At 59.6% G+C, this 19,370-nt stretch carries 17 protein-coding genes and 1 tRNA gene; 14 read left to right on the top strand and 4 right to left on the bottom strand.

The genetic code is table 11. From position 1 onward, the window contains the following. Window positions 1-16: 16 nt before the first annotated feature. Window positions 17-1,087, bottom strand: coding sequence for a GNAT family N-acetyltransferase (locus tag EM858_RS21640; protein WP_164865524.1), 1,071 nt, complete (start codon window positions 1,085-1,087; stop codon window positions 17-19). Between the two features lie 545 nt (window positions 1,088-1,632). Here EM858_RS21640 and uppW point away from each other — a divergent pair. From uppW to EM858_RS21595, 9 genes are all read left to right on the top strand, one after another. After that, window positions 1,633-3,003: a Wzy-type polysaccharide biosynthesis protein UppW gene (gene uppW / locus EM858_RS21635; protein WP_127757927.1), complete on the top strand. Its 1,371-nt coding sequence runs from the start codon at window positions 1,633-1,635 to the stop codon at window positions 3,001-3,003. Between the two features lie 174 nt (window positions 3,004-3,177). Continuing rightward, complete coding sequence (locus tag EM858_RS21630; RefSeq protein WP_020808861.1) at window positions 3,178-3,957, top strand: ABC transporter ATP-binding protein; 780 nt, start codon at window positions 3,178-3,180, stop codon at window positions 3,955-3,957. Between the two features lie 40 nt (window positions 3,958-3,997). After that, window positions 3,998-4,768 carry a transporter substrate-binding domain-containing protein gene (locus EM858_RS21625; protein ID WP_127757926.1) on the top strand — a complete coding sequence of 257 codons (771 nt, stop codon included), beginning with the start codon at window positions 3,998-4,000 and terminating at the stop codon, window positions 4,766-4,768. A gap of 22 nt (window positions 4,769-4,790) precedes the next feature. Further along, a complete protein-coding gene (locus tag EM858_RS21620) occupies window positions 4,791-5,513 on the top strand; it encodes an ABC transporter permease subunit (protein ID WP_035262440.1) in 723 nt (240 codons plus the stop codon). Between the two features lie 12 nt (window positions 5,514-5,525). Next, window positions 5,526-6,215: an ABC transporter permease gene (locus tag EM858_RS21615; protein ID WP_127757925.1), complete on the top strand. Its 690-nt coding sequence runs from the start codon at window positions 5,526-5,528 to the stop codon at window positions 6,213-6,215. 19 nt (window positions 6,216-6,234) lie between these two features. Further along, window positions 6,235-7,146: a homocysteine S-methyltransferase family protein gene (locus tag EM858_RS21610; protein ID WP_127757924.1), complete on the top strand. Its 912-nt coding sequence runs from the start codon at window positions 6,235-6,237 to the stop codon at window positions 7,144-7,146. A gap of 131 nt (window positions 7,147-7,277) precedes the next feature. Next, on the top strand, window positions 7,278-7,850 hold the full coding sequence (locus tag EM858_RS21605; RefSeq protein WP_059754417.1) for an NAD(P)H-dependent oxidoreductase: 573 nt from the start codon (window positions 7,278-7,280) through the stop codon (window positions 7,848-7,850). Window position 7,851: 1 nt separating this feature from the next. After that, a complete protein-coding gene (locus tag EM858_RS21600) occupies window positions 7,852-9,054 on the top strand; it encodes an MFS transporter (protein ID WP_127757923.1) in 1,203 nt (400 codons plus the stop codon). Window positions 9,055-9,435: 381 nt separating this feature from the next. After that, window positions 9,436-11,382, top strand: coding sequence for a methyl-accepting chemotaxis protein (locus EM858_RS21595; RefSeq protein ID WP_127757922.1), 1,947 nt, complete (start codon window positions 9,436-9,438; stop codon window positions 11,380-11,382). Window positions 11,383-11,982: 600 nt separating this feature from the next. On the opposite strand, the gene EM858_RS21585 is transcribed toward EM858_RS21595, so the two are convergent. Beyond that, window positions 11,983-12,059 (bottom strand) — tRNA-Arg (locus EM858_RS21585). A 520-nt stretch (window positions 12,060-12,579) separates the two neighbouring features. On the opposite strand from EM858_RS21585, the gene EM858_RS21580 reads away from it, so the two are divergent. Both EM858_RS21580 and EM858_RS21575 read left to right on the top strand, forming a co-directional pair. Then, window positions 12,580-13,086, top strand: a complete 507-nt coding sequence (locus EM858_RS21580; protein WP_003520548.1) for a MarR family winged helix-turn-helix transcriptional regulator — start codon at window positions 12,580-12,582, stop codon at window positions 13,084-13,086. A gap of 258 nt (window positions 13,087-13,344) precedes the next feature. Continuing rightward, the gene (locus EM858_RS21575; protein ID WP_107341334.1) at window positions 13,345-13,608 is read left to right on the top strand and encodes a hypothetical protein; all 264 of its coding nucleotides are present in this window, start codon (window positions 13,345-13,347) and stop codon (window positions 13,606-13,608) included. Window positions 13,609-13,664: 56 nt separating this feature from the next. Here EM858_RS21575 and EM858_RS21570 read toward each other — a convergent pair whose 3' ends face one another. Beyond that, window positions 13,665-14,147, bottom strand: coding sequence for a hypothetical protein (locus tag EM858_RS21570; RefSeq protein ID WP_107341333.1), 483 nt, complete (start codon window positions 14,145-14,147; stop codon window positions 13,665-13,667). A 71-nt stretch (window positions 14,148-14,218) separates the two neighbouring features. Continuing rightward, window positions 14,219-15,223 (bottom strand): LysR family transcriptional regulator, encoded by a 1,005-nt coding sequence (locus EM858_RS21565; protein WP_107341332.1) that lies wholly within the window; start codon window positions 15,221-15,223, stop codon window positions 14,219-14,221. A 255-nt stretch (window positions 15,224-15,478) separates the two neighbouring features. Here EM858_RS21565 and chvE point away from each other — a divergent pair, with 255 nt between their 5' ends. The 3 genes from chvE (at window position 15,479) to gguB (ending at window position 19,365) form a co-directional block, all read left to right on the top strand. Next, window positions 15,479-16,543, top strand: a complete 1,065-nt coding sequence (gene chvE, locus EM858_RS21555; RefSeq protein WP_003520542.1) for a sugar ABC transporter substrate-binding protein ChvE — start codon at window positions 15,479-15,481, stop codon at window positions 16,541-16,543. Between the two features lie 90 nt (window positions 16,544-16,633). Beyond that, window positions 16,634-18,172 (top strand): sugar ABC transporter ATP-binding protein GguA, encoded by a 1,539-nt coding sequence (gene gguA, locus EM858_RS21550; RefSeq protein WP_003520541.1) that lies wholly within the window; start codon window positions 16,634-16,636, stop codon window positions 18,170-18,172. Then, on the top strand, window positions 18,169-19,365 hold the full coding sequence (gguB, locus tag EM858_RS21545; RefSeq protein WP_020810904.1) for a sugar ABC transporter permease GguB: 1,197 nt from the start codon (window positions 18,169-18,171) through the stop codon (window positions 19,363-19,365). The genes gguA and gguB overlap by 4 nt, the downstream gene beginning before the upstream one ends. Window positions 19,366-19,370: the final 5 nt, after the last annotated feature.

Below are 19,370 nucleotides of genomic sequence, written 5' to 3'. Positions count from 1 at the left end.
AGGCGGGGCGGAGGACTCAATAGTCGGTGATGAGCTTGCTCCAGCTCTCCGAGCACAGTCCGCCAATATAGATGTCGCCGGCCAGCGCCTTTTCCCGCAGGGCGTCATCGCGCGTCGCCATGCAGAAATAACCGTCATGGCGGAAGCTCATGTGGTTCTGGCGGTAAAGCGCGTTGATGAGAAAGGGCTGCGCCATGCCGGTGACATGGGCATAGTTCTCGTCATCGAAATGGCGGAACAGGGTGTTGAGGACATCGTTTTCGCAACCGGCATCGCAGACGAGATTGAGCACATAGGCCGTTCTCCCCCGCTGGCCGAAAAACAGCGCAGCGCCCATGGCATGGCCTTCGGCGTTCTCGATCAGCACACCCTTCAGTTCACCGAGGCTTTCATTGGCCCTGCTCATCTCTATCAGCCAGTGGAATTCCTCGTGAGACCATTCCGGGCGAATGGAAAAACGCTCGATCATCGCGAGCGCCCTGCGGCGGAAGGTTTCGTAATCCACGGTTCTCACCGTAGCGCCGGCAGCCTCCTGCGGTCTCAGACCCTTTTTCCACCGGCGCAGGATTCCATCCACAAATCCGAGCGCGGCGAGCGCCAGCGTGGTCTTTGCCAGTTTCGAACGGCGCGGCATGCGCAGCGCGATGGTGCAGAAGGGCTTGAGCGCCTTGTGCCATTGCAGGCTTTCAATCGGCAGCATGTTGCCGCCGGTCGCCACCCAGTGATCGGCGCTGACGGGTGAAGCCGTATCCGAGAACAACATGTCGTGTTTGGATGCCCGCATGCCGCGGGACAGACGCGCCGCGCCGAGTGCGCCGCGTTTGCCGTCCGATGCGAAGGCGCAGAGCAGCCTTGCGGTAATGGTTTTTCCATTCGCAACGAAGCGCATGGGTACGGCGAGGATGACGCTGGTGACCCCGTTCTCCCCGGCATCGTAGACAACGCTGCCGTTTTCCGGACTGAAGGCGGGACTGCCGAAAAACAGTTTGTCGATATAGGAGCGGAAATCGAAGTTCCGCTCCTGCCCGGTTTTCCTGAAAGCGCTGTTGAGCACGGCTTCGACAGCCGGAACGTCTTCCCTGCGCATGGGGCGGATGCCGGACACACCGATTTGAACCGGGCGTTGTGTCAAGTGACCGCTGTCGCCATCGTCCATATGGGTGTGTATCGGAACGTCCACCGTCGGCCCCCACCTTTTTACGCATTGACGAAATCAACCATAGGCAGCGTATATTTGAATGTCTTAATATAGATATAAAACCCGAAATCCGGTGGGATGTGAAATGTTCAATAAGATATAAAATTGTTTTATATCAATGCATTAATTTAATGTCGCTGCATTATTTGAGGTTAACAAAATATACTTAAGTAAGCAACCGATGGATGAAATATGGAGCATTTTTTGTGGATGTTTTTTTGGGGTTTCGAAGTATAGCCTCTAGAAGCGGCGGCTTTGTCCCCTGTCTCCCGGCTCCGATTTACGGAGGAAAAGCGCACAATCACGGTGCTATTTTCCCGTGCATGAAGGATAACTAAAAAATAGGATTTGCGGGGGATATTCGTATTATCGAATATGCGAAGCACGAGTCTCGATGCGGGTGGCTTCAGGAAAGAGGGAGAGAAAAACCCCTTATGGATGCAGCGCATGGCGAACAGGGGCGTGGCTATTGGCGGGACGCGTTGTTTTACGTGACGTTCCTGTTTTTCACGGTCGGCTTTTCGCCCTATATCTCGCTCTCATCGACCTATCAGGGCTCCGCCATGGCGGCCGGGTCCAACCTGCTCAACCAGTTGACCGCGATCATCCTGTTTTTCAGTTTCCTCGCCTTCATGGCGAAGGAAAGGTCGTTTTCCATCCTCTTCATGCCGCGCCTGCTGATGGCGGCGATTTTCGGCTGGTTTGTCCTGACCTCGCTTGCGGGCGAAGCGCCGCTGTTTTCGCTGAGGCGGCTGGTTATGTGCGCCATTATCTGCGTGCTTGCCGGCGGCTTCCTGCAACTGCCGCGCACCGAGCGGCATTTCACGACGCTGCTTGCCACATGCGCCCTGATCATATTGTTCCTGTGCTATTTCGGAATCACCGTGCTGCCCTCGCGCTCGATCCATCAGGCAAGCGATGCGCTGGAGCCGCTGCTGGCGGGGGACTGGCGCGGGGTTTTCCGCCACAAGAACGAGGCCGCCTCGGTCATGGCGGTGTTGATCATCGTCGGCATTTATCTCTGCAAGCGCTGGTCCTTCATCGGCGGGCTGTCGGTGCTGTTGCTGTCGCTGGTCTTTCTGGTCAAGTCGGGCGGAAAGACTGCGCTCGGGCTGATGCCGATCATCATTGCGACAGGCTGGTTCATCCTGCGCTGGCCGCGCTGGCGCTACCCGGTCGTGACCCTGTTTCTGGCGGTTTTTGCGCTGGTGACCGTCGGCACCACGGTCGATCCCGTCTTTTCGCAGATGCTGACAAAGCTCGGGCTCGACGCCAGCTTTACCGGCAGACGGGATATCTGGACCGTCGCCATCGATTACATCCGTCAAAGCCCGCTCCTCGGATACGGCTATCAGGCCTTCTGGCGCAGCGACGCCCTGATGTCGAGTTTCACCGAGAACAATACCTGGGCGACGACCGCGCCGGATTCGCACAATGGTTATTTCGACCTTCTGCTGGCCGGCGGCGTGCCGGGGCTGGTGCTGGTGATGGTGTGGATCTATCTCCTGCCGCTGCACTATCTCGGCAAAATGAACGAGGCCACGCGCAACAGTCCGCTGACGCGGCTTTATGTCGGCGTATGGCTTTATGTGCTGCTCTACGGCTTTCTGGAAACGCTGTTTTTCCTCAGCACCGGGTTCGTCTGGTTCTTCCTCATCGTGGCCGTGATGGGCCTGCATCTTCAGGCCAATGCCAGCCTCGTGGAGGACGAGGCGGAGGGGGAACCGGAGAGAGCCGGCGGTGGAGCGGGCATTGCCCCGGCACCGCTGCGGGGACAGGCTTCCCCTGTCGTTCGCTCCAGATGATATTTTGAAATGATTTTTCGTTGCAAATATGTAAAAGAGCCGATTGTTGCGCGCGTCTGTGGCTATTTTCGCTAAACATGCGCGGCTCAAGTCTTTGTTATTGTGCACGTCGCACCGCGAAATCCCGGCTATTGGCGCGGCGGCACTCAAAAAACGGATCGGCTAGGTCAATCGATGGCAGATACAGGCGCCTGCGCGCTCGAGGCGGATGACATCCACAAGAGCTTCGGCACGCATGAGGTTTTGAAGGGCGTTTCGTTGCAAGCCCACAAGGGCGATGTCATCTCGATCATCGGGTCTTCCGGTTCCGGCAAAAGCACCTTTCTGCGCTGCATGAATTTTCTCGAAACGCCGGATCGTGGCCGCGTCATCGTCAATGGTGAGGAAATCGCCACGAAAACCGGCCGCGACGGCAAGGCCGTGCCGAAAAGCTGGCGGCAGGTGGAAAAACTGCGCACCGGCCTTGGCATGGTGTTCCAGAATTTCAATCTCTGGGCCCATCGCACCGTTCTCGAAAACGTCATCGAGGCGCCCGTTCATGTTCTCGGCGTCAGGCGGCAGGAGGCGGTTGAAAAGGCCGAAGCCCTGCTGAACAAGGTCGGGCTTTATGACAAGAAAAACGCCTATCCGGCATTCCTGTCCGGCGGGCAGCAGCAGCGCGCCGCCATTGCGCGTGCGCTCTGCATGGAGCCGGCGGTGATGCTGTTCGACGAGCCCACTTCGGCGCTCGATCCGGAACTGGTGGGCGAGGTTCTGAAGGTTATCCGCGATCTGGCCGAGGAAGGTCGCACCATGCTGCTCGTTACCCATGAAATGCGCTTTGCGCGCGATGTATCCTCGCAGGTCGTGTTTCTGCATCAGGGCCGGGTGGAGGAGGCGGGGCCGCCGGCGCAGGTGTTCGGAAACCCCTTGAGCGCCCGCTGCCGGGAATTTACCGGCGCGCTCGCCAATTGACCCTTTTGCCTGACAGTCCGTTTTAACAGGAGAGACTTGAATGAAATTTTTCGCCACGCTGCTTGCCGGAACGGCATTTGCGTTTTCCGCCTTCACCGCCAGCGCCGACGTGCGCTTCGGCATCATGAACGAGGCCTACCCGCCCTTCTTCGCCAAGGATGCCAGCGGCAAGTGGCAGGGCTGGGAAATCGATCTCATGGACGCCGTCTGCGCGGAAATGAAGGAAAAATGCTCGATCGTGGAACTGTCCTGGGATGGCCTCATCCCGGCGCTGCAGACGAAGAAATTCGACGTCATCTGGTCCTCCATGTCAAACACGGAAGAGCGGCAGAAGATCATCGATTTCACCGACAAATATTACAACACGCCGAGCAAGCTGATCGGCGCCAAGGGCGAAAAGGCAGGTGCGACGGCCGAGGACGTCAAGGGCAAGACCATCGGCATTCAGGTGGCCACCATCCAGTCCGAATATTACAAGAAATATTTCGCCGGTGTCGCCGATGAGAAGACCTACCAGACGCTGGACGAGGCGTTTCAGGATCTCGCGGCCGGCCGCATCGACTACGTCTTCGGCGATTCCATCGTTCTCGACGCTTTCGTGAAGAGCGATGCGGGCAAGGATTGCTGCGCCGACATGGGCGATGTCGCCGACGACAAGGAAATCCTCGGTCTCGGCGTTTCCGGCGGTCTACGCAAGGAAGACACCGAACTCAAGGCCAAGCTGAATACGGCAATCGCCGCTGTGCGCGCCAGCGGCAAATATGACGAGATCACCAGGAAGTACTTCAGCTTCAATATTTACGGGCAGTAATTCGGTCTGATCGGTCACGCATATGGCAAGCCTTGAAACCACGTTGCAACTTCTGTCTCCCTATCCTCCGGGATGGGGCGGCACCCTGTTGAAGGGTGCGGCGTCGACGCTTGCCATTTCCGCCGGCGCCTATCTGATCGGCCTTGCCATCGGCATGGCCGGGGCGCTCGGCAAGCTTTCGGGCAACAGGCCTCTTGGCCTGCTGCTCAACCTCTATACCACCGCGATCCGCGCCGTTCCCGAGCTGATCCTCATCGTCGGGCTTTATTATGCCGGGACTGACGGTCTCAACCGGCTGCTGCTGCTCGCCGGCATGCCGCCGCTGGAGGTGAACGGTTTCGTTGCCGCCGTTGCGGTTCTGGGTTTCGTGCAGGGGGCCTATATGACCGAGGTGCTGCGCGGTGCGATCCTTGCCATTCCGAGCGGGCAGATCGAGGCGGCGCGCGCCTTCGGCATGTCGCCGGCCTTACGTTTCCGCCGGGTGGTTTTGCCGGCGCTTTTGCCGAACGCCCTGCCGGGGCTCGGCAATCTCTGGCTTGCGGTGACCAAGGACAGCGCCCTGGTGGCGGTCGTCGGTTATCAGGAACTGGCGCTCGCGACGCGTCTCGCCGGGGCCAGCACCAAGCAATATTTCCTGTTCTTCCTTGCCGCCGCCCTGCTTTACCTCGCCATCACGCTCGTTTCCAACCTCGTCTTTTCGCTGCTCGAACGCCGCGTGCGGCGCGGCCAGCCGGCCCTGGCCTGAGGAGGGGACGGCATGGATTTTTCATGGGTCGCAAAATATTGGCCGCTGCTTCTTTCGGGTGCATGGCAGACGATGGCGCTGCTTGTCATCTCCGTCAGCATCGGGTTTCTTCTGGCCATCGGGATTGCGTTTGCGCAGGTGAGCGGCGGGCGGGTGACGAAAATCCTGGCGCGGTCCTATTGCACCTTCTTTCGGGGCACGCCGCTGCTCATCCAGCTCTGGCTGCTTTATTACGGCGTCGGCTCGCTTCTGCCGATGATCCCCGGCCTGCGCCAGAGCTTCATGTGGCCGGTGCTGCGCGAAGGGTTCTTCTTTGCGGCCGTCAGCTTCACGCTGAATTATGCGGCCTATGAGGCGGAAGTTCTGCGCGGCGCGCTGCTGGCGGTGCCGAAAGGCGAGCTGGAGGCGGGCAGGGCGTTCGGCATGGGCCGTTTCACCCTCATTCGCCGCATCTGGCTGCCGCGCGCCATCCGCATCGCGCTGCCGACCATTGCCGGCGAGGTGGTGATGCAGCTTAAAGCCACGCCGCTTGCTTTCACCGTGACGGTGATGGACCTCTACGCCGTCGCCTACAAGGTGCGGCAGGATACGCTTCTGGTCTATGAGCCGCTGATCGTCGTCACCGTCTTCTATCTCATTCTCACCGCCATCATCGCCCGCTGTTTCGGCCTTGTCGAACAGCAGGTGCCGGTCAGGCGATAAACATTCAGGGAGTATGACCATGAGCACAATCCGTATCCTCGACGGCGGCATGAGCCGCGAATTGCAGCGGCTCGGGGCCGAGTTGAAACAGCCGGAATGGTCGGCGCTGGCGCTTATCGACGCGCCCGATATCGTGCGGCAGGTCCATGCGGAGTTCATCGAAGCCGGCGCCGATGTCGTCACCACCAATTCTTATGCGCTGGTGCCCTTCCACATCGGCGAAGAGCGTTTCCAGAAGGATGGCGCATCGCTGATCGCCCTTTCCGGCAGGCTGGCGCGCGAAGCGGCGGATGCTTCCGGTCGCAGGGTGCTGGTGGCGGGTTCGCTGCCGCCGATTTTCGGTTCCTATGAGCCGCAGAATTTCGATGCCACGCGGGTGCAGGCCTATCTGAAGGTGCTGGTCGACAATCTCGCGCCTCATGTCGATGTCTGGCTCGGCGAGACGCTCAGCCTGATCGCCGAGGGCGAGGCGGTGCGCGAGGCCGTTGCCGCGACCGGCAAACCGTTCTGGATTTCCTTCACACTCAATGACGATGCGGTTGCGGCCGGCGGCGAGCCCGCGCTTCGCTCCGGTGAAACGGTCAGGGCGGCCGCCGAATGGGCGGCGCAATCGGGTGCCGCCGCCCTTCTGTTCAATTGCAGCAAGCCGGAAGTCATGAAGGCCGCCGTCGAGACGGCCGCCGCCGTCTTCGCGGAAAAGGCTGTTTCGCTGGAAATCGGCGTCTACGCCAATGCCTTTGAAGGCGAGCAGGGCGATTCCGCCGCCAATGAAGGGCTGCATGGCACGCGCGCCGATCTGACCGGCGATGTTTATTCCCGTTTTGCCTGCTCCTGGGCGGATGCGGGCGCGACCATGATCGGCGGCTGCTGCGGCATCGGTGCGGCGCATATCCACAGGGTTGCGACAGCGCTGCGACGCGCGGCCGCCTGAAGCACCCCACGCCACTGCAAGAGACGGATGCGGCAGGTTTTGAACCTGCCGCTTTTTTTATGCGCAGCTATTGACCTCAACTATAGTTGAGGAATTATCAGGACATGGAACACACTGTTGAAGGACGTTCCATGAGCGACAATACACTTTCCATCCGCATCATCTTCGGCAGCGCCCGCAATCCGCGCTTCTGCGATGTCATCGGCAAATGGCTGCTGGAGCGGCTCGAGGCCCTGCCGGGACTGGAGCTTGCGGTCATCGACCCGCGCGAACTCGATCTGCCGCAGGACCACGCGCCCGAGCGCGCCGCGGTGCGGGAGCTTCGGCAAAGCCTCGATGGCGCAGATGCCTTCATCGTCGTCACACCGGAATATAACCGCAGTTACCCCGGCGCGCTGAAGGTGCTGATCGATTCCGCCTATGACGAATGGGGCGCCAAACCGGTGGCTTTCGTATCCTATGGCGGGATTTCCGGTGGCCTGCGCGCTGCCGAGCAGCTTCGTCCCGTCTTTGCGGAACTGCACGCGGTGACGATCCGTGATGTCGTCAGCTTCGCCAATCCCTGGGATCGTGTCGATGCTGCCGGCCAGTTCGACGCCGGAGCGCCGGCGGCGGGCGCACTGGAGACGATGATGAACAAGCTTGGCTGGTGGGCGCGTGCGCTGAAACAGGCGCGGTCCGCAACGCCCTACAAGGGGGCATGAGATGGCCGAAAAATCCTTCGCCCTGAAAGTGACGCTGCTGTTCGTCGCCACGCTCACCATCATGGCCGGAACCACGGTCGCACCCTCGCTGCCGGCCATCGAGCAGACTTTCCTGTCGACGCCGCATGTGGATATCATGAGCCGCATGGTGCTGACATTGCCCTCGGTCTTCGTGGCTTTCTGCGCGCCCATTGCCGGGGTGCTGGCGGATCGCTTCGGCCGCAAGCGGCTGCTGCTCGGCGCGATCCTGCTTTACAGCCTTTCCGGCATGTCCGGCCTTTTTGCCGATAGCCTTGTCGGCCTGCTCGTCGGGCGCGCCTTTCTGGGGCTGGCGATCGGCGCCATCATGACGATCGGCACGGCGCTGGTGGGCGATTATTTCGAAGGCCCGGCGCGGGAGCGTTATCTCGGCCTGCAACAGGCCTTTACCCAGATCGGCGGCGTGGTTTTTGTGGTGGCGGGCGGTTTGCTGGCGGATATGCACTGGCGCGCGCCCTTCGCGGTCTATGCCGTCGCCTTGTTCATTCTGCCGGCGGCTCTGTTCTTTCTGACGGAACCGGTGAGGAGCGACAGCCGTATAAAAGCCGGCGGCGAACAGGACTTTGCGGTCAACTGGCCACTGGTGGGTGTGCTGGCGCTGGCGGTATTCCTCGTCAATGCCCTGTTTTACACCATTCCCTCGCAATTGCCGTTCTTCCTGCGGGAGCTCGGAGTGTTTTCCGGCAGCATTGCGGGATACGCCATCGGCATTTTCAATCTGGCCGGGGCGCTGGCGGCGCTCAATTTCGGGCGATTGCGGGCAAGGGCCAGCGTGACCGCCATCATTGCCGCCGGGCTGGTGTCGATGGCGACGGGTTTTGCGCTGCTTGCCATGGCCGAAGGGCTGGTCGCCATGCTGTCATCGCTTGCGGTGGTGGGGTTTGGCCTTGGCGTGGTGATGCCGGGCATCATGTCCACCACCATCATGCTGGCGCCGCTCAGACTGCGCGGGCGTATCGCCGGCATCGTCACCGCTTCGATGTTTCTCGGGCATTTCATCTCGCCGCTGGCAAGCCAGCCATGGATTGCCCGTTTCGGTTTCGCCGCCGCCTATCGCGACATCGCGATGATATTCGCCGCCATGGCCGGACTTGCCGTCATGGCCGCCATCTTGCAGCGATGGGCGGCCACGCGAAGGGCGCGGCCCTTTGCGCCGGGCAGTTGACGACCGGTCTCCGGGGGCAAAAAACATCCGTGCTTTGCCCGCCGTGGCGTGAAGGAATTGTAAAGTTTTTGACTATAATCATTTTACTGTGAAATAAACCGGGAGCGACGGCTGAAAATTCGCTCGCTTCCGTTTTTTCAGGGAATTCGGCCTGGCGTTCCCGCCTGCTGGCGGGCCGCCGCGCCAACCGTGGTGAGCGGCCTCCCCGTATTTGAAGGGACGGGCGGCTTTCTGCGGCGCATGCATGATGCAGATGCGGCCAGAGCCTATGATGCGGCTAGCGAAGTCTCGATGATCGGGGCGTTCGACGTGCAATGTCAGTCTTGCCGAACACCTCCGGCACGGGGAAGGAGCGGCTTTTTCAATGACGTGAGGCTTTCCGTGTCTTTTCTTCAAAACGCCAGTATCCGCACAAAAATCCTGTCGCTCATTCTTCCGCTCTGCATCGTCGGCCTTGGTGCCGCCGCCTACATGTCCACCCGCTACAAGGAAGCGGACACGGCCTACTCGCTCTTTATCGCCAACGACAATGCCGCGCTGGTCGAGCTCGCGCGCGCCAACCGAAATCTGGTTGCCCTGGCTTATGGCGCTTATCAGATCATGGCTTATGACGTGAACGGGCCGGAGATAAAGGCCGCCAAGCAGGCCTACAGTGACAGTAAGGGCGCGCTCCTGCAGCGCCTCAATAATGCGAAGACTGTTTTTCCCGAAGAGTCCGCTGCGATGGACGCCTTCATCGCGCAGTCGCAGGCTATAACCGCCATGACGGACAAGGCTGTCGAACTTGGCATGGCAAACCGTAATGAGGAATCCGCTGCCCAGCTGCTTAAGGCGGACGCCTCCATTCAGGCGACTTCGGTTGCCCTGACGGCGCTGCTGGACAAGCTCGCCAAGGGCGTCGTCGAGGGAAGCGACGAACTGACGGACCAGACCAATTCGACCATCCTCACTTCGCTGGTGGTTGTCGGCATCGCTTTTGCGGCCGGCATCATTCTGGCGCTGTTCGTGGCCTCCCGTGGCATCACCACGCCTATCGCCCGCCTGCGCGAGCGCATGGTGTCGCTTGCCGGCGGCGAGACGGCCACGGAAATCGACGGCATGGCGCGCCGCGACGAAGTGGGTCAGATGGCGAAGGCCGTGCAGGTCTTCCGCGAAAACGCCATCGAGCGCATTCGTCTCGAACAGGAAACCGAAGCCAATCGCAGCCTATCGGAGAAAGACCGGATCGAGCGCGAACAGCAGAAGGCAAGGGAAGCGGCCGACGTCAAGTTCGCCGTCGACAATCTCGCCGCCGGTCTCTCGAAGCTTTCGGAAGGCGATGTTTCCTATCGCATCGGCCAGCCGTTCACCGCCGCGCTCGACGCCGTTCGCAACGATTTCAACATGTCCGCCGAAAAGCTGCAGGCGGCCCTGACCAAGGTGGCGCAGAACGCCAGCGGCATCGGCGCGGGTGCAGATGAGATCAAGTCTGCCGCCGACGATCTGGCCAAGCGCACCGAGCAGCAGGCCGCGGCTGTCGAAGAAACCGCCGCCGCTCTGGAAGAAATCACCACGACGGTCAGGGATTCCACCAAGCGTGCGCAGGAGGCGGGCCTGATCGTCAGCCGTGCCAGGGCGGGCGCCGAACAATCCGGCGACGTGGTGCGCCGCGCCGTGGTCGCCATGGAGCAGATTGCGAAATCCGCCAATGAGATCAGCAACATCATCGGCGTCATCGACGAGATCGCTTTCCAGACCAACCTTCTGGCGCTCAATGCCGGTGTGGAAGCGGCGCGTGCGGGTGAGGCCGGCAAGGGTTTTGCCGTCGTCGCACAGGAAGTGCGTGAGCTTGCCCAGCGCTCCGCCCATGCCGCCAAGGAGATCAAGGCGCTGATCAACACCTCGAACGATCAGGTGCAGCAGGGCGTTCAGCTGGTGGGCGACACCGGCAAGGCGCTTGCGACCATCGTTTCGGAAGTGCAGGAGATTAACCGGCACGTCGTCTCCATCGTGGAGGCCGCGCAGGAACAGTCTTCCGGCCTGCAGCAGATCAATACGGCGGTCAACCAGATGGATCAGGACACGCAGAAAAATGCGGCCATGGTGGAAGAAACCAATGCCGCAAGCCATAGCCTCGCCAAGGAAGTGGGGTCGCTCAACCAGCTGCTCTCCCAGTTCCGGCTCGCCGACGGCGCCCATCAGCCGAAAAGCCAGCCTGCGCCGGTCCGCAGCGCCGGTGGCAGCGACAAATATGTCGCCTCTCCCGTCCGCGCGCTGGGCCGCAAGATCGCCTCGGCGTTTTCGGGCAATGCCGCCGTCGATACAAAGGGTGACTGGCAGGAGTTCTGAGCGGCGATTGGTTGCCGACATGCGTTTCGGCGGGGAGACATCCCCGCCGGCGTTCAACGACGATGCGGCGCAAGCGAAAGCCGTTCTGGCAAAATCGATGTCCACCGTGCGAAACGCAACATCTTCGCGACGGTTAGATCATACCCATCGGCAACCATCGCCATGGGGGTTTCCCGGCACCGGTTCACGCGCGAAAACATCCATCTGATGAAATCTGAACTTTTCGCTGCCCGACCGGCGGGCACTTAGGGTCCGCTGGGGCCCTTTTCCTTCTTCGCCTGATCGTGATGCCACTTGATGGCGAAGTACATGCCCGTACCCAGCACGATAATCTTGAACGGAAGAAAGACTATAGGGAAGAAATCTACCCAATCCCAATCCATCATTGGAGTATTTCCAGTCTGTTATCTAACGCATTCTGCCGGGGTAGCGCTATCGCAAAACTGCTGCTTCAACAACGTCATTTGATGCTCTCAGGCAGGGTCTTTTTGACGCAGCCTGCGCCGATTCGCTTCATCCGGAGCTCTTGAAGCTCATTCTCGACATGCTTCCCGTGATTGTTTCAGGGATAGCGTGAAACGCTGAAAGCTTTGAGAAATATGGCGCACCCGACAGGATTCGAACCTGTGACCTTTGGAATCGGAATCCAACACTCTATCCAGCTGAGCTACGGGTGCAGCGGTCACGCTTGAATCGCGTGCAGCGGTTGGTTCATACCCCAGCTTTGTTTTCGCATCAATGTCTAAAAATCAGAGATTTGCGAAAGGTTGCCGGTTTTTGGGCGGAGCCCGGCGTGTTGCCTGTTTTGGGGTGGTCATGGGCCCTTGTGCGGCGGCAGGGCGATGCGTCGTTTGACGTATTGTCTTTTTGCCGGAATAGGGTTTCCCTTATAAGTAGTATGTTATTGCCGGGCCGGACCGCTGTTTTGCCGCTGTCACGAAGAGGCCCTCGGATGAGGGCAACGCCTTTCAAATACGGCGCGGGAGGCGATTTTATCCCCTCAAAATTGGCGGGTAAATAGTCATACTTTTTTTGTTCGTCGGGTGGCGATCCGGAGTCCGGGTTTGCTTTGCCGGCGATTAACTGTCAAATTATTATACAATATTAGTATCATCTACATTTATTTGGGATACAGTTTCGTGACGTTGTCGGTTATGATTTCGACAAGGTAAAGGAACGAATCAGGCGGGGGATCGGATGGCTTTGCGATTGGCACACAGCAACGGGCCGCGGACGGAAAAGGCCGAAAGCGGCAGCGCGGAAGCGGCGCATATCACGGCTATCGACTACGGGTTGCTGACGACTGCGATCAGCTATCATTTGCGGCACTCGCAACTTGCCGTGGCAAACGGCTTTGCCGATGTGCTGGCGGAGCAGGGATTGCGGCCGGCCGATTTTTCCGTTCTCGTCATCGTCGGCGGCAATCCAGGTCTCAAGCAGAGCGATGTGGCGGAAGCGCTCGGCATACAGCGCGCCAATTTCGTCGCCATCGTCGACAGCATGGAAGAGAAGGGACTGCTCGTCCGCCGCAAATCGGAAGAGGACCGGCGTGTTCATTTCCTCGACATGACGGAGGAGGGCAGCAGCCTTCTCGACCGGCTTTCCAACACCTGGCGGGATCGCGAGGAAAAGCTGATCGACAGGATCGGCGGCAAGAAGGCCCGGGATCAGCTTCTGGCGCTGCTCGGACGCCTGCGGGACTGAGCTTCGACGAGAGCGGGGCTATCCGGGCGCGGGCCGCCGCAGGGTGCTGCCTGTGACGCAGATGTTCCGTCTTCCCATTGCCTGTGGCATCGGCGACGGTCTTCCTGCGCTGGTCTTTCACGCCAGCCTGATCGGCAGCGGGGCTGAATTGCGTTGCAATTTTCCTGTGAAACCGCCAAGACGCATAAGCATCTTCACGCCTTTGGGTGTGGAACCGCAATCATGCGATCGACTGGAAAGGCCCGGGACGGGAACGCCATGCTGAATATCGATACGAGTCATCCGCTTTATCGTCCCCTGTGGGTCCGGTTGCTCATCGTCGGCTTTTGCGCCGCGTGGGCCGTCATCGAATTCGTCAATCGCGAGTTTTTCTGGGGAACCATCGTTGCCGGCATCGGGGCCTATGCGGCCTATGAATTGCTGCTGAAGTTCAAACCCGCAGGCGATGCTCCCAAAAGCGGAAATGGCGCGGATGAACCTGTCGCCGAAAGCGCGCCCACCGACAAGAACGATGCGGGCTGAAGCGCCTCCTGTCTTTCGTTTCATGTATTTTGCGAGATTAAGGCCGTCCGGCACTTTTACCGGAAATGCTCCCGCGCCCGCAGCATCCGTATCGCCTGGTCGATCAGGAGATTGGCCGCCGTCATGCGCAGCGTCGCATTGTGCCGGAACTGCGGTTTCACCCGGTCGGGATGATTGAGGCGGGCAAAGGCGCGGCGCTTTTCCGCAAGCGTTGCGGCCGTGTCGGTGTCGTGGATCGCCAGTTCCGCCGAAACATCGGCAAGCGACGTCTTTTCGAGATGGGCCGGCATCGGTTCCGGTTCCACCTCCGGCTCCGGTTCGGGCGGTGGCGCGGGGTCGGCCAGGAAGGCGAGATAGGCATTGAGATTGCCGTTCGCGGGGGGCGGCATTTCAATATGTGTATCGATAACGAAGCCCGAGCTGAAACCGGCAATGCGGTGACCGGCGGGCGGTGGCGGCTCGGCGCCTTCCTCTTCCGTTTCTTTTTCGTGTTTCAGCCTGTCGACGACCGACTGGAAAACGGATTGTCCGAAGAGCATGCGGCTTTTCCCTCGCCGGTCTGACTATCCGGCCTTTATGGATCATGAAGGTGGTGTCTGGCTTGCCACCGTCAAGGGCCGGTCAGCTTGCGGCTTTCATCCAGAACCAGATCGTAGAGCAGGCGGGCGCTGGGCGGCAAAACACGGCCCTTGGTGGTGATGATGCTGTAGGGCTTTACGACGAGCTCGAAATCCGTCGGCAATATCCGGGTTCGGCCGATATCGGCCTGCTGGCCGGCAACGAATTCGGCCATGTCCTGCGCGATCGGGGCGATGGCATCCGTGTTGCAGACGAGCGCAAGGGTGAGCACCACCGATGGCGTGTTGATGACGTTGCGCGGCATGGTGACGCCGTGGGTGAGGAACACATCCTCCATGGTTCTGCGCAAAAGCGCGCCGGGCGGCTGGAAGACCCAGTCGTAACCGGAGAGATCCTGCAGGGTCACGGGCTCGCCGCGAAGCAGCGGGTGGCCTTCGCGCACCACAAGACAGGCGCGCTCTATGCCGATTTCATGGATGGAAAAGAGGCCGGGATCGAAATCATCGGGAATGCGGCCGATGATGAAATCGTGCCGCGCCGCCAGCAGTTCGCGGGCCAGAACGTTGCTGCTTTCCACCTGCACGTTGATTTCGATGCCGGGATAGGTGTCCATGGCGCGCCTTATGGCGGGAACCACGAGGCTGATCGCAGGTGCTGTGACGGCGCCGATATAGACCGAGCCGCCGCTGCCTGATTTCATCTGGTTCAGCTCGCGGCTCGCCTCGCGCAGTTCCAGCAATATGGTGCGTGCCCGCCGCGCCAGCGCCTCGCCGAACTTCGTCAGCACCACGCCGCGCGAGGCCCGCTGACAAAGGGGTGATTTGACGATCGCCTCCATTTCCGAGAGCATGCGCGAGGCTGCGGGCTGCGTCATGTTCATGGCGGCGGCCGCCGCGCTGACCTGCCCGTGCTCCTCGATCATGACCAGCATGCGCAGGTGGCTCATCTTCAATCCGGCCCGCAGCAAAGGGTTGTCCTCAAAGACGAAAAGGGCATCCGTTGTTTGCGCCTGCTCATACACTTTTTGGTTGTTCATTCGTGGTTTTATACCCCTCATCGGTTTTTGTATCGATTTAATATATCATAATTGATATATGGAAACTGATTTATTCTATTTGACAGTTATATGGATTCAGAACAATTTGCGGAATGCCGGGGAGGAGCGGCAGCTGTTCCATTTCGCAATTGCGAAATCGGGGTGAGCGCAATGCGGCTTCTTCCTCTGACGGCATGAATTTCATGGTGCACCGCAGCATGCGGGCTCCAGAGAAGGGCTCAAGGGAGAGAGTTAATGAAGTCCATTATTTCGCTGATGGCAGCTTGTGCCATCGGTGCTGCTTCTTTCGCAGTGCCGGCTTTCGCACAGGACAAGGGTTCCGTTGGTATCGCCATGCCGACCAAGTCGTCCGCACGCTGGATCGACGACGGCAACAACATCGTGAAGCAGCTTCAGGAAGCCGGTTACACGACCGACCTGCAATATGCCGATGACGATATTCCGAACCAGCTTTCCCAGATCGAAAACATGGTCACCAAGGGCGTCAAGGTCCTCGTGATCGCATCGATCGACGGCACGACGCTGTCGGACGTTCTGAAGCAGGCCGGCGAGCAGGGCATCAAGGTCATCGCTTATGACCGCCTGATCCGTAACAGCGGCGACGTCAGCTACTACGCCACCTTCGACAACTTCCAGGTTGGCGTTCTGCAGGCGACTTCGATCGTCGACAAGCTCGGCCTGAAGGATGGCAAGGGCCCGTTCAACATCGAACTCTTCGGCGGCTCCCCGGACGACAACAACGCCTTCTTCTTCTATGACGGCGCGATGTCGGTTCTCCAGCCTTACATCGACAGCGGCAAGCTCGTCGTAAAGTCCGGCCAGACCGGCATGGACAAGGTCGGTACGCTGCGTTGGGACCCGGCAACGGCCCAGGCCCGCATGGACAACCTGCTGTCGGCTTATTACACCGACGCCAAGGTTGACGCCGTTCTGTCGCCTTACGACGGTCTCTCCATCGGCATCATCTCCTCGCTGAAGGGCGTTGGTTATGGCACGAAGGACCAGCCGCTGCCGGTCGTTTCCGGTCAGGACGCTGAAGTTCCTTCCGTCAAGTCGATCATTGCCGGCGAACAGTACTCCACCATCTTCAAGGACACCCGCGAACTCGCCAAGGTGACCGTGAACATGGTCAACGCCGTTCTGCAGGGCAAGGAGCCGGAAGTGAACGACACCAAGACCTATGAAAATGGCGTCAAGGTCGTTCCGTCCTACCTGCTGAAGCCGGTTGCAGTGACCAAGGAGAACTACAAGCAGGTTCTCGTCGATGGCGGTTACTACAAGGAAGACCAGCTGAAATAAGCTCGACACACATGCGGGGATGGCTTGGCGTCATCCCCGTTTTTCCATAAAAATAAAAACGCCGGAATTAATCGGGCGCTGGATTGCGATATGGCCAATACCATTCTCGAAATGCGGAACATCACCAAGACGTTTCCGGGCGTGAAAGCGCTTGAGAACGTCAACCTCAAGGTTAAAGAGGGTGAGATCCACGCACTCGTCGGTGAGAACGGCGCGGGGAAGTCGACCTTGATGAAGGTCCTTTCCGGTGTTTACCCCGCCGGCACCTATGAGGGCGAAATCCACTATGAAGGCGCAGTGCGGAATTTTCGCGCCATCAATGACAGTGAAGATATTGGTATCATCATCATTCACCAGGAGCTGGCGCTCGTGCCGCTCCTGTCGATTGCGGAAAACATCTTCCTTGGCAACGAGGTCGCTTCGAGCGGCGTCATCAGCTGGCAGCAGACCTTCAACCGTACCCGCGAACTTTTAAAGAAGGTGGGCCTGAAGGAATCACCGGAGACGCTGATCACCGATATCGGTGTGGGCAAGCAGCAGCTGGTCGAAATCGCCAAGGCGCTGTCGAAGAGCGTGAAGCTGCTCATCCTCGATGAGCCGACGGCTTCGCTCAACGAAAGCGATTCCGAGGCGCTCTTGAACCTGTTGATGGAATTCCGCAAGCAGGGCATGACCTCGATCATCATCACCCACAAGCTGAACGAAGTGCGCAAGGTGGCCGACCAGATCACCGTTTTGCGCGACGGCATGACGGTGAAGACGCTCGACTGTCATCAGGAAGAAATCAGCGAGGATGTCATCATCCGCAACATGGTGGGGCGCGATCTCGAGGATCGTTATCCGCCGCGCGACGTGCCGATCGGCGAGACCATTCTCGAAGTGAAGAACTGGAACGCCTATCACCAGCAGCATCGCGACCGCCAGGTTCTGCACGATATCAACGTTACCGTGCGCAAGGGCGAAGTCGTCGGCATTGCCGGTCTGATGGGTGCCGGGCGCACCGAATTCGCCATGAGCGTGTTCGGCAAGTCCTATGGCCACAAGATCAGCGGCGAAGTGCTGATCGACGGCAAGCCGGTCGATGTCAGCACCGTGCGCAAGGCCATCGATGCGGGTCTCGCCTATGTCACGGAAGACCGCAAGCATCTCGGTCTCGTGCTCAACGACAACATTCTGCACAATACCACGCTTGCCAATCTGGCCGGCGTGTCGAGTGCCAGCATCATCGACGACATCAAGGAAATGAAGGTGGCGAGCGATTTTCGCACGCGCCTGCGCATCCGCTCGTCGGGGATTTTTCAGGAAACGGTCAATCTTTCGGGCGGCAACCAGCAGAAGGTCGTGCTCTCCAAGTGGCTGTTCTCCAATCCTGACGTGCTGATCCTCGATGAACCGACCCGCGGTATCGATGTCGGCGCGAAATACGAAATCTACACCATCATCAACCAGCTCGCTGCCGACGGCAAAGGCGTTCTGATGATCTCATCGGAAATGCCCGAACTGCTCGGCAATTGCGACCGCATCTACGTCATGAACGAAGGCCGCATCGTCGCTGAATTGCCGAAGGGAGAGGCGAGCCAGGAAAGCATCATGCGCGCTATCATGCGCTCAGGGGAGAAGAACTCATGAGTTCGGCAAACACCACAAACGAAGAAAGTAACGTCGTCTCGGTCGGGTCGTATATTCGCGCCAATATCCGCGAATACGGCATGCTGATCGCGCTCGTCGCCATCATGGTTTTCTTCCAGTTCTACACCGGCGGCATCCTGTTCCGTCCTGTGAACCTGACCAACCTCATCCTGCAGAACTCGTTCATCGTCATTATGGCGCTGGGCATGCTGCTCGTCATCGTGGCCGGGCATATCGACCTGTCGGTCGGCTCCATCGTCGCCTTTGTCGGCGCGATAGCGGCCATATTGACCGTGCAATGGGGCATGAACCCGTTCCTTGCGGCGCTGATTTGTCTCGTCATCGGCGGCATCATCGGTGCTGCACAGGGTTACTGGATCGCTTACCACCGCATCCCGTCGTTCATCGTGACGCTGGCGGGCATGCTGGTGTTCCGCGGCCTGACGCTGTTCGTGCTCGGCGGCAAGAACATCGGTCCGTTCCCGACCGATTTCCAGATCATCAGCACCGGCTTCCTGCCTGATATCGGCGGCATTGAAGGTCTCAACACCACCTCGATGATCCTGACGGTACTGATTACCGTCGTGCTGTTCTATCTCGCATGGCGCCGTCGCGTCGTGAACGTGAAGCACGGTATCGATGTCGAGCCTTTCGGTTTCTTCATCGCCCAGAACCTGCTGATTTCGGCTGCGATCCTCTTCCTCGGCTACCAGCTTTCGACTTATCGCGGCCTGCCGAACGTGCTGATCGTGATGCTTGTTCTCGTTGCGCTCTATAGCTTCGTGACCCGCCGCACCACCATCGGCCGTCGCATCTACGCGATGGGCGGCAATGAAAAGGCGACCAAGCTTTCCGGTATCAACACCGAACGCCTGAGCTTCCTCACCTTCGTCAACATGGGCGTGCTGGCCGGCCTTGCCGGCATGATCATCGCGACACGCCTCAACTCGGCGACGCCGAAGGCGGGCGTGGGCTTCGAGCTTGACGTCATCGCGGCCTGCTTCATCGGCGGCGCTTCGGCATCCGGCGGCGTTGGCAAGATCACCGGCGCGGTCATCGGCGCCTTCATCATGGGCGTCATGAACAACGGCATGTCGATCGTCGGCCTCGGCATCGACTTCCAGCAGATGGTCAAGGGCCTCGTGCTGCTCGCCGCCGTGTTCTTCGACGTCTACAACAAGAACAAGGGCTGATTGCC

The organism is Agrobacterium sp. CNPSo 2736 (genome assembly GCF_004005385.1).
Taxonomy (GTDB): Bacteria; Pseudomonadota; Alphaproteobacteria; order Rhizobiales; family Rhizobiaceae; genus Agrobacterium; species Agrobacterium leguminum.
The sequence above is the reverse complement of the archived record's forward strand: the minus strand, read 5'-3'. Positions and strand labels throughout refer to the sequence as shown.

Coding starts and splice junctions, on each gene's coding strand:
- EM858_RS21565 (WP_107341332.1), bottom strand. CDS start 15,223: ATGAACAACCAAAAAGTGTATGAGCAGGCGCAAACAACGGATGCCCTT.
- EM858_RS21640 (WP_164865524.1), bottom strand. CDS start 1,087: ATGCGCAGGGAAGACGTTCCGGCTGTCGAAGCCGTGCTCAACAGCGCT.
- EM858_RS21570 (WP_107341333.1), bottom strand. CDS start 14,147: ATGCTCTTCGGACAATCCGTTTTCCAGTCGGTCGTCGACAGGCTGAAA.
- EM858_RS21630 (WP_020808861.1), top strand. CDS start 3,178: ATGGCAGATACAGGCGCCTGCGCGCTCGAGGCGGATGACATCCACAAG.
- gguA (WP_003520541.1), top strand. CDS start 16,634: ATGGCCAATACCATTCTCGAAATGCGGAACATCACCAAGACGTTTCCG.
- gguB (WP_020810904.1), top strand. CDS start 18,169: ATGAGTTCGGCAAACACCACAAACGAAGAAAGTAACGTCGTCTCGGTC.
- chvE (WP_003520542.1), top strand. CDS start 15,479: ATGAAGTCCATTATTTCGCTGATGGCAGCTTGTGCCATCGGTGCTGCT.
- uppW (WP_127757927.1), top strand. CDS start 1,633: ATGGATGCAGCGCATGGCGAACAGGGGCGTGGCTATTGGCGGGACGCG.
- EM858_RS21615 (WP_127757925.1), top strand. CDS start 5,526: ATGGATTTTTCATGGGTCGCAAAATATTGGCCGCTGCTTCTTTCGGGT.
- EM858_RS21620 (WP_035262440.1), top strand. CDS start 4,791: ATGGCAAGCCTTGAAACCACGTTGCAACTTCTGTCTCCCTATCCTCCG.
- EM858_RS21605 (WP_059754417.1), top strand. CDS start 7,278: ATGAGCGACAATACACTTTCCATCCGCATCATCTTCGGCAGCGCCCGC.
- EM858_RS21610 (WP_127757924.1), top strand. CDS start 6,235: ATGAGCACAATCCGTATCCTCGACGGCGGCATGAGCCGCGAATTGCAG.
- EM858_RS21600 (WP_127757923.1), top strand. CDS start 7,852: ATGGCCGAAAAATCCTTCGCCCTGAAAGTGACGCTGCTGTTCGTCGCC.
- EM858_RS21580 (WP_003520548.1), top strand. CDS start 12,580: ATGGCTTTGCGATTGGCACACAGCAACGGGCCGCGGACGGAAAAGGCC.
- EM858_RS21575 (WP_107341334.1), top strand. CDS start 13,345: ATGCTGAATATCGATACGAGTCATCCGCTTTATCGTCCCCTGTGGGTC.
- EM858_RS21625 (WP_127757926.1), top strand. CDS start 3,998: ATGAAATTTTTCGCCACGCTGCTTGCCGGAACGGCATTTGCGTTTTCC.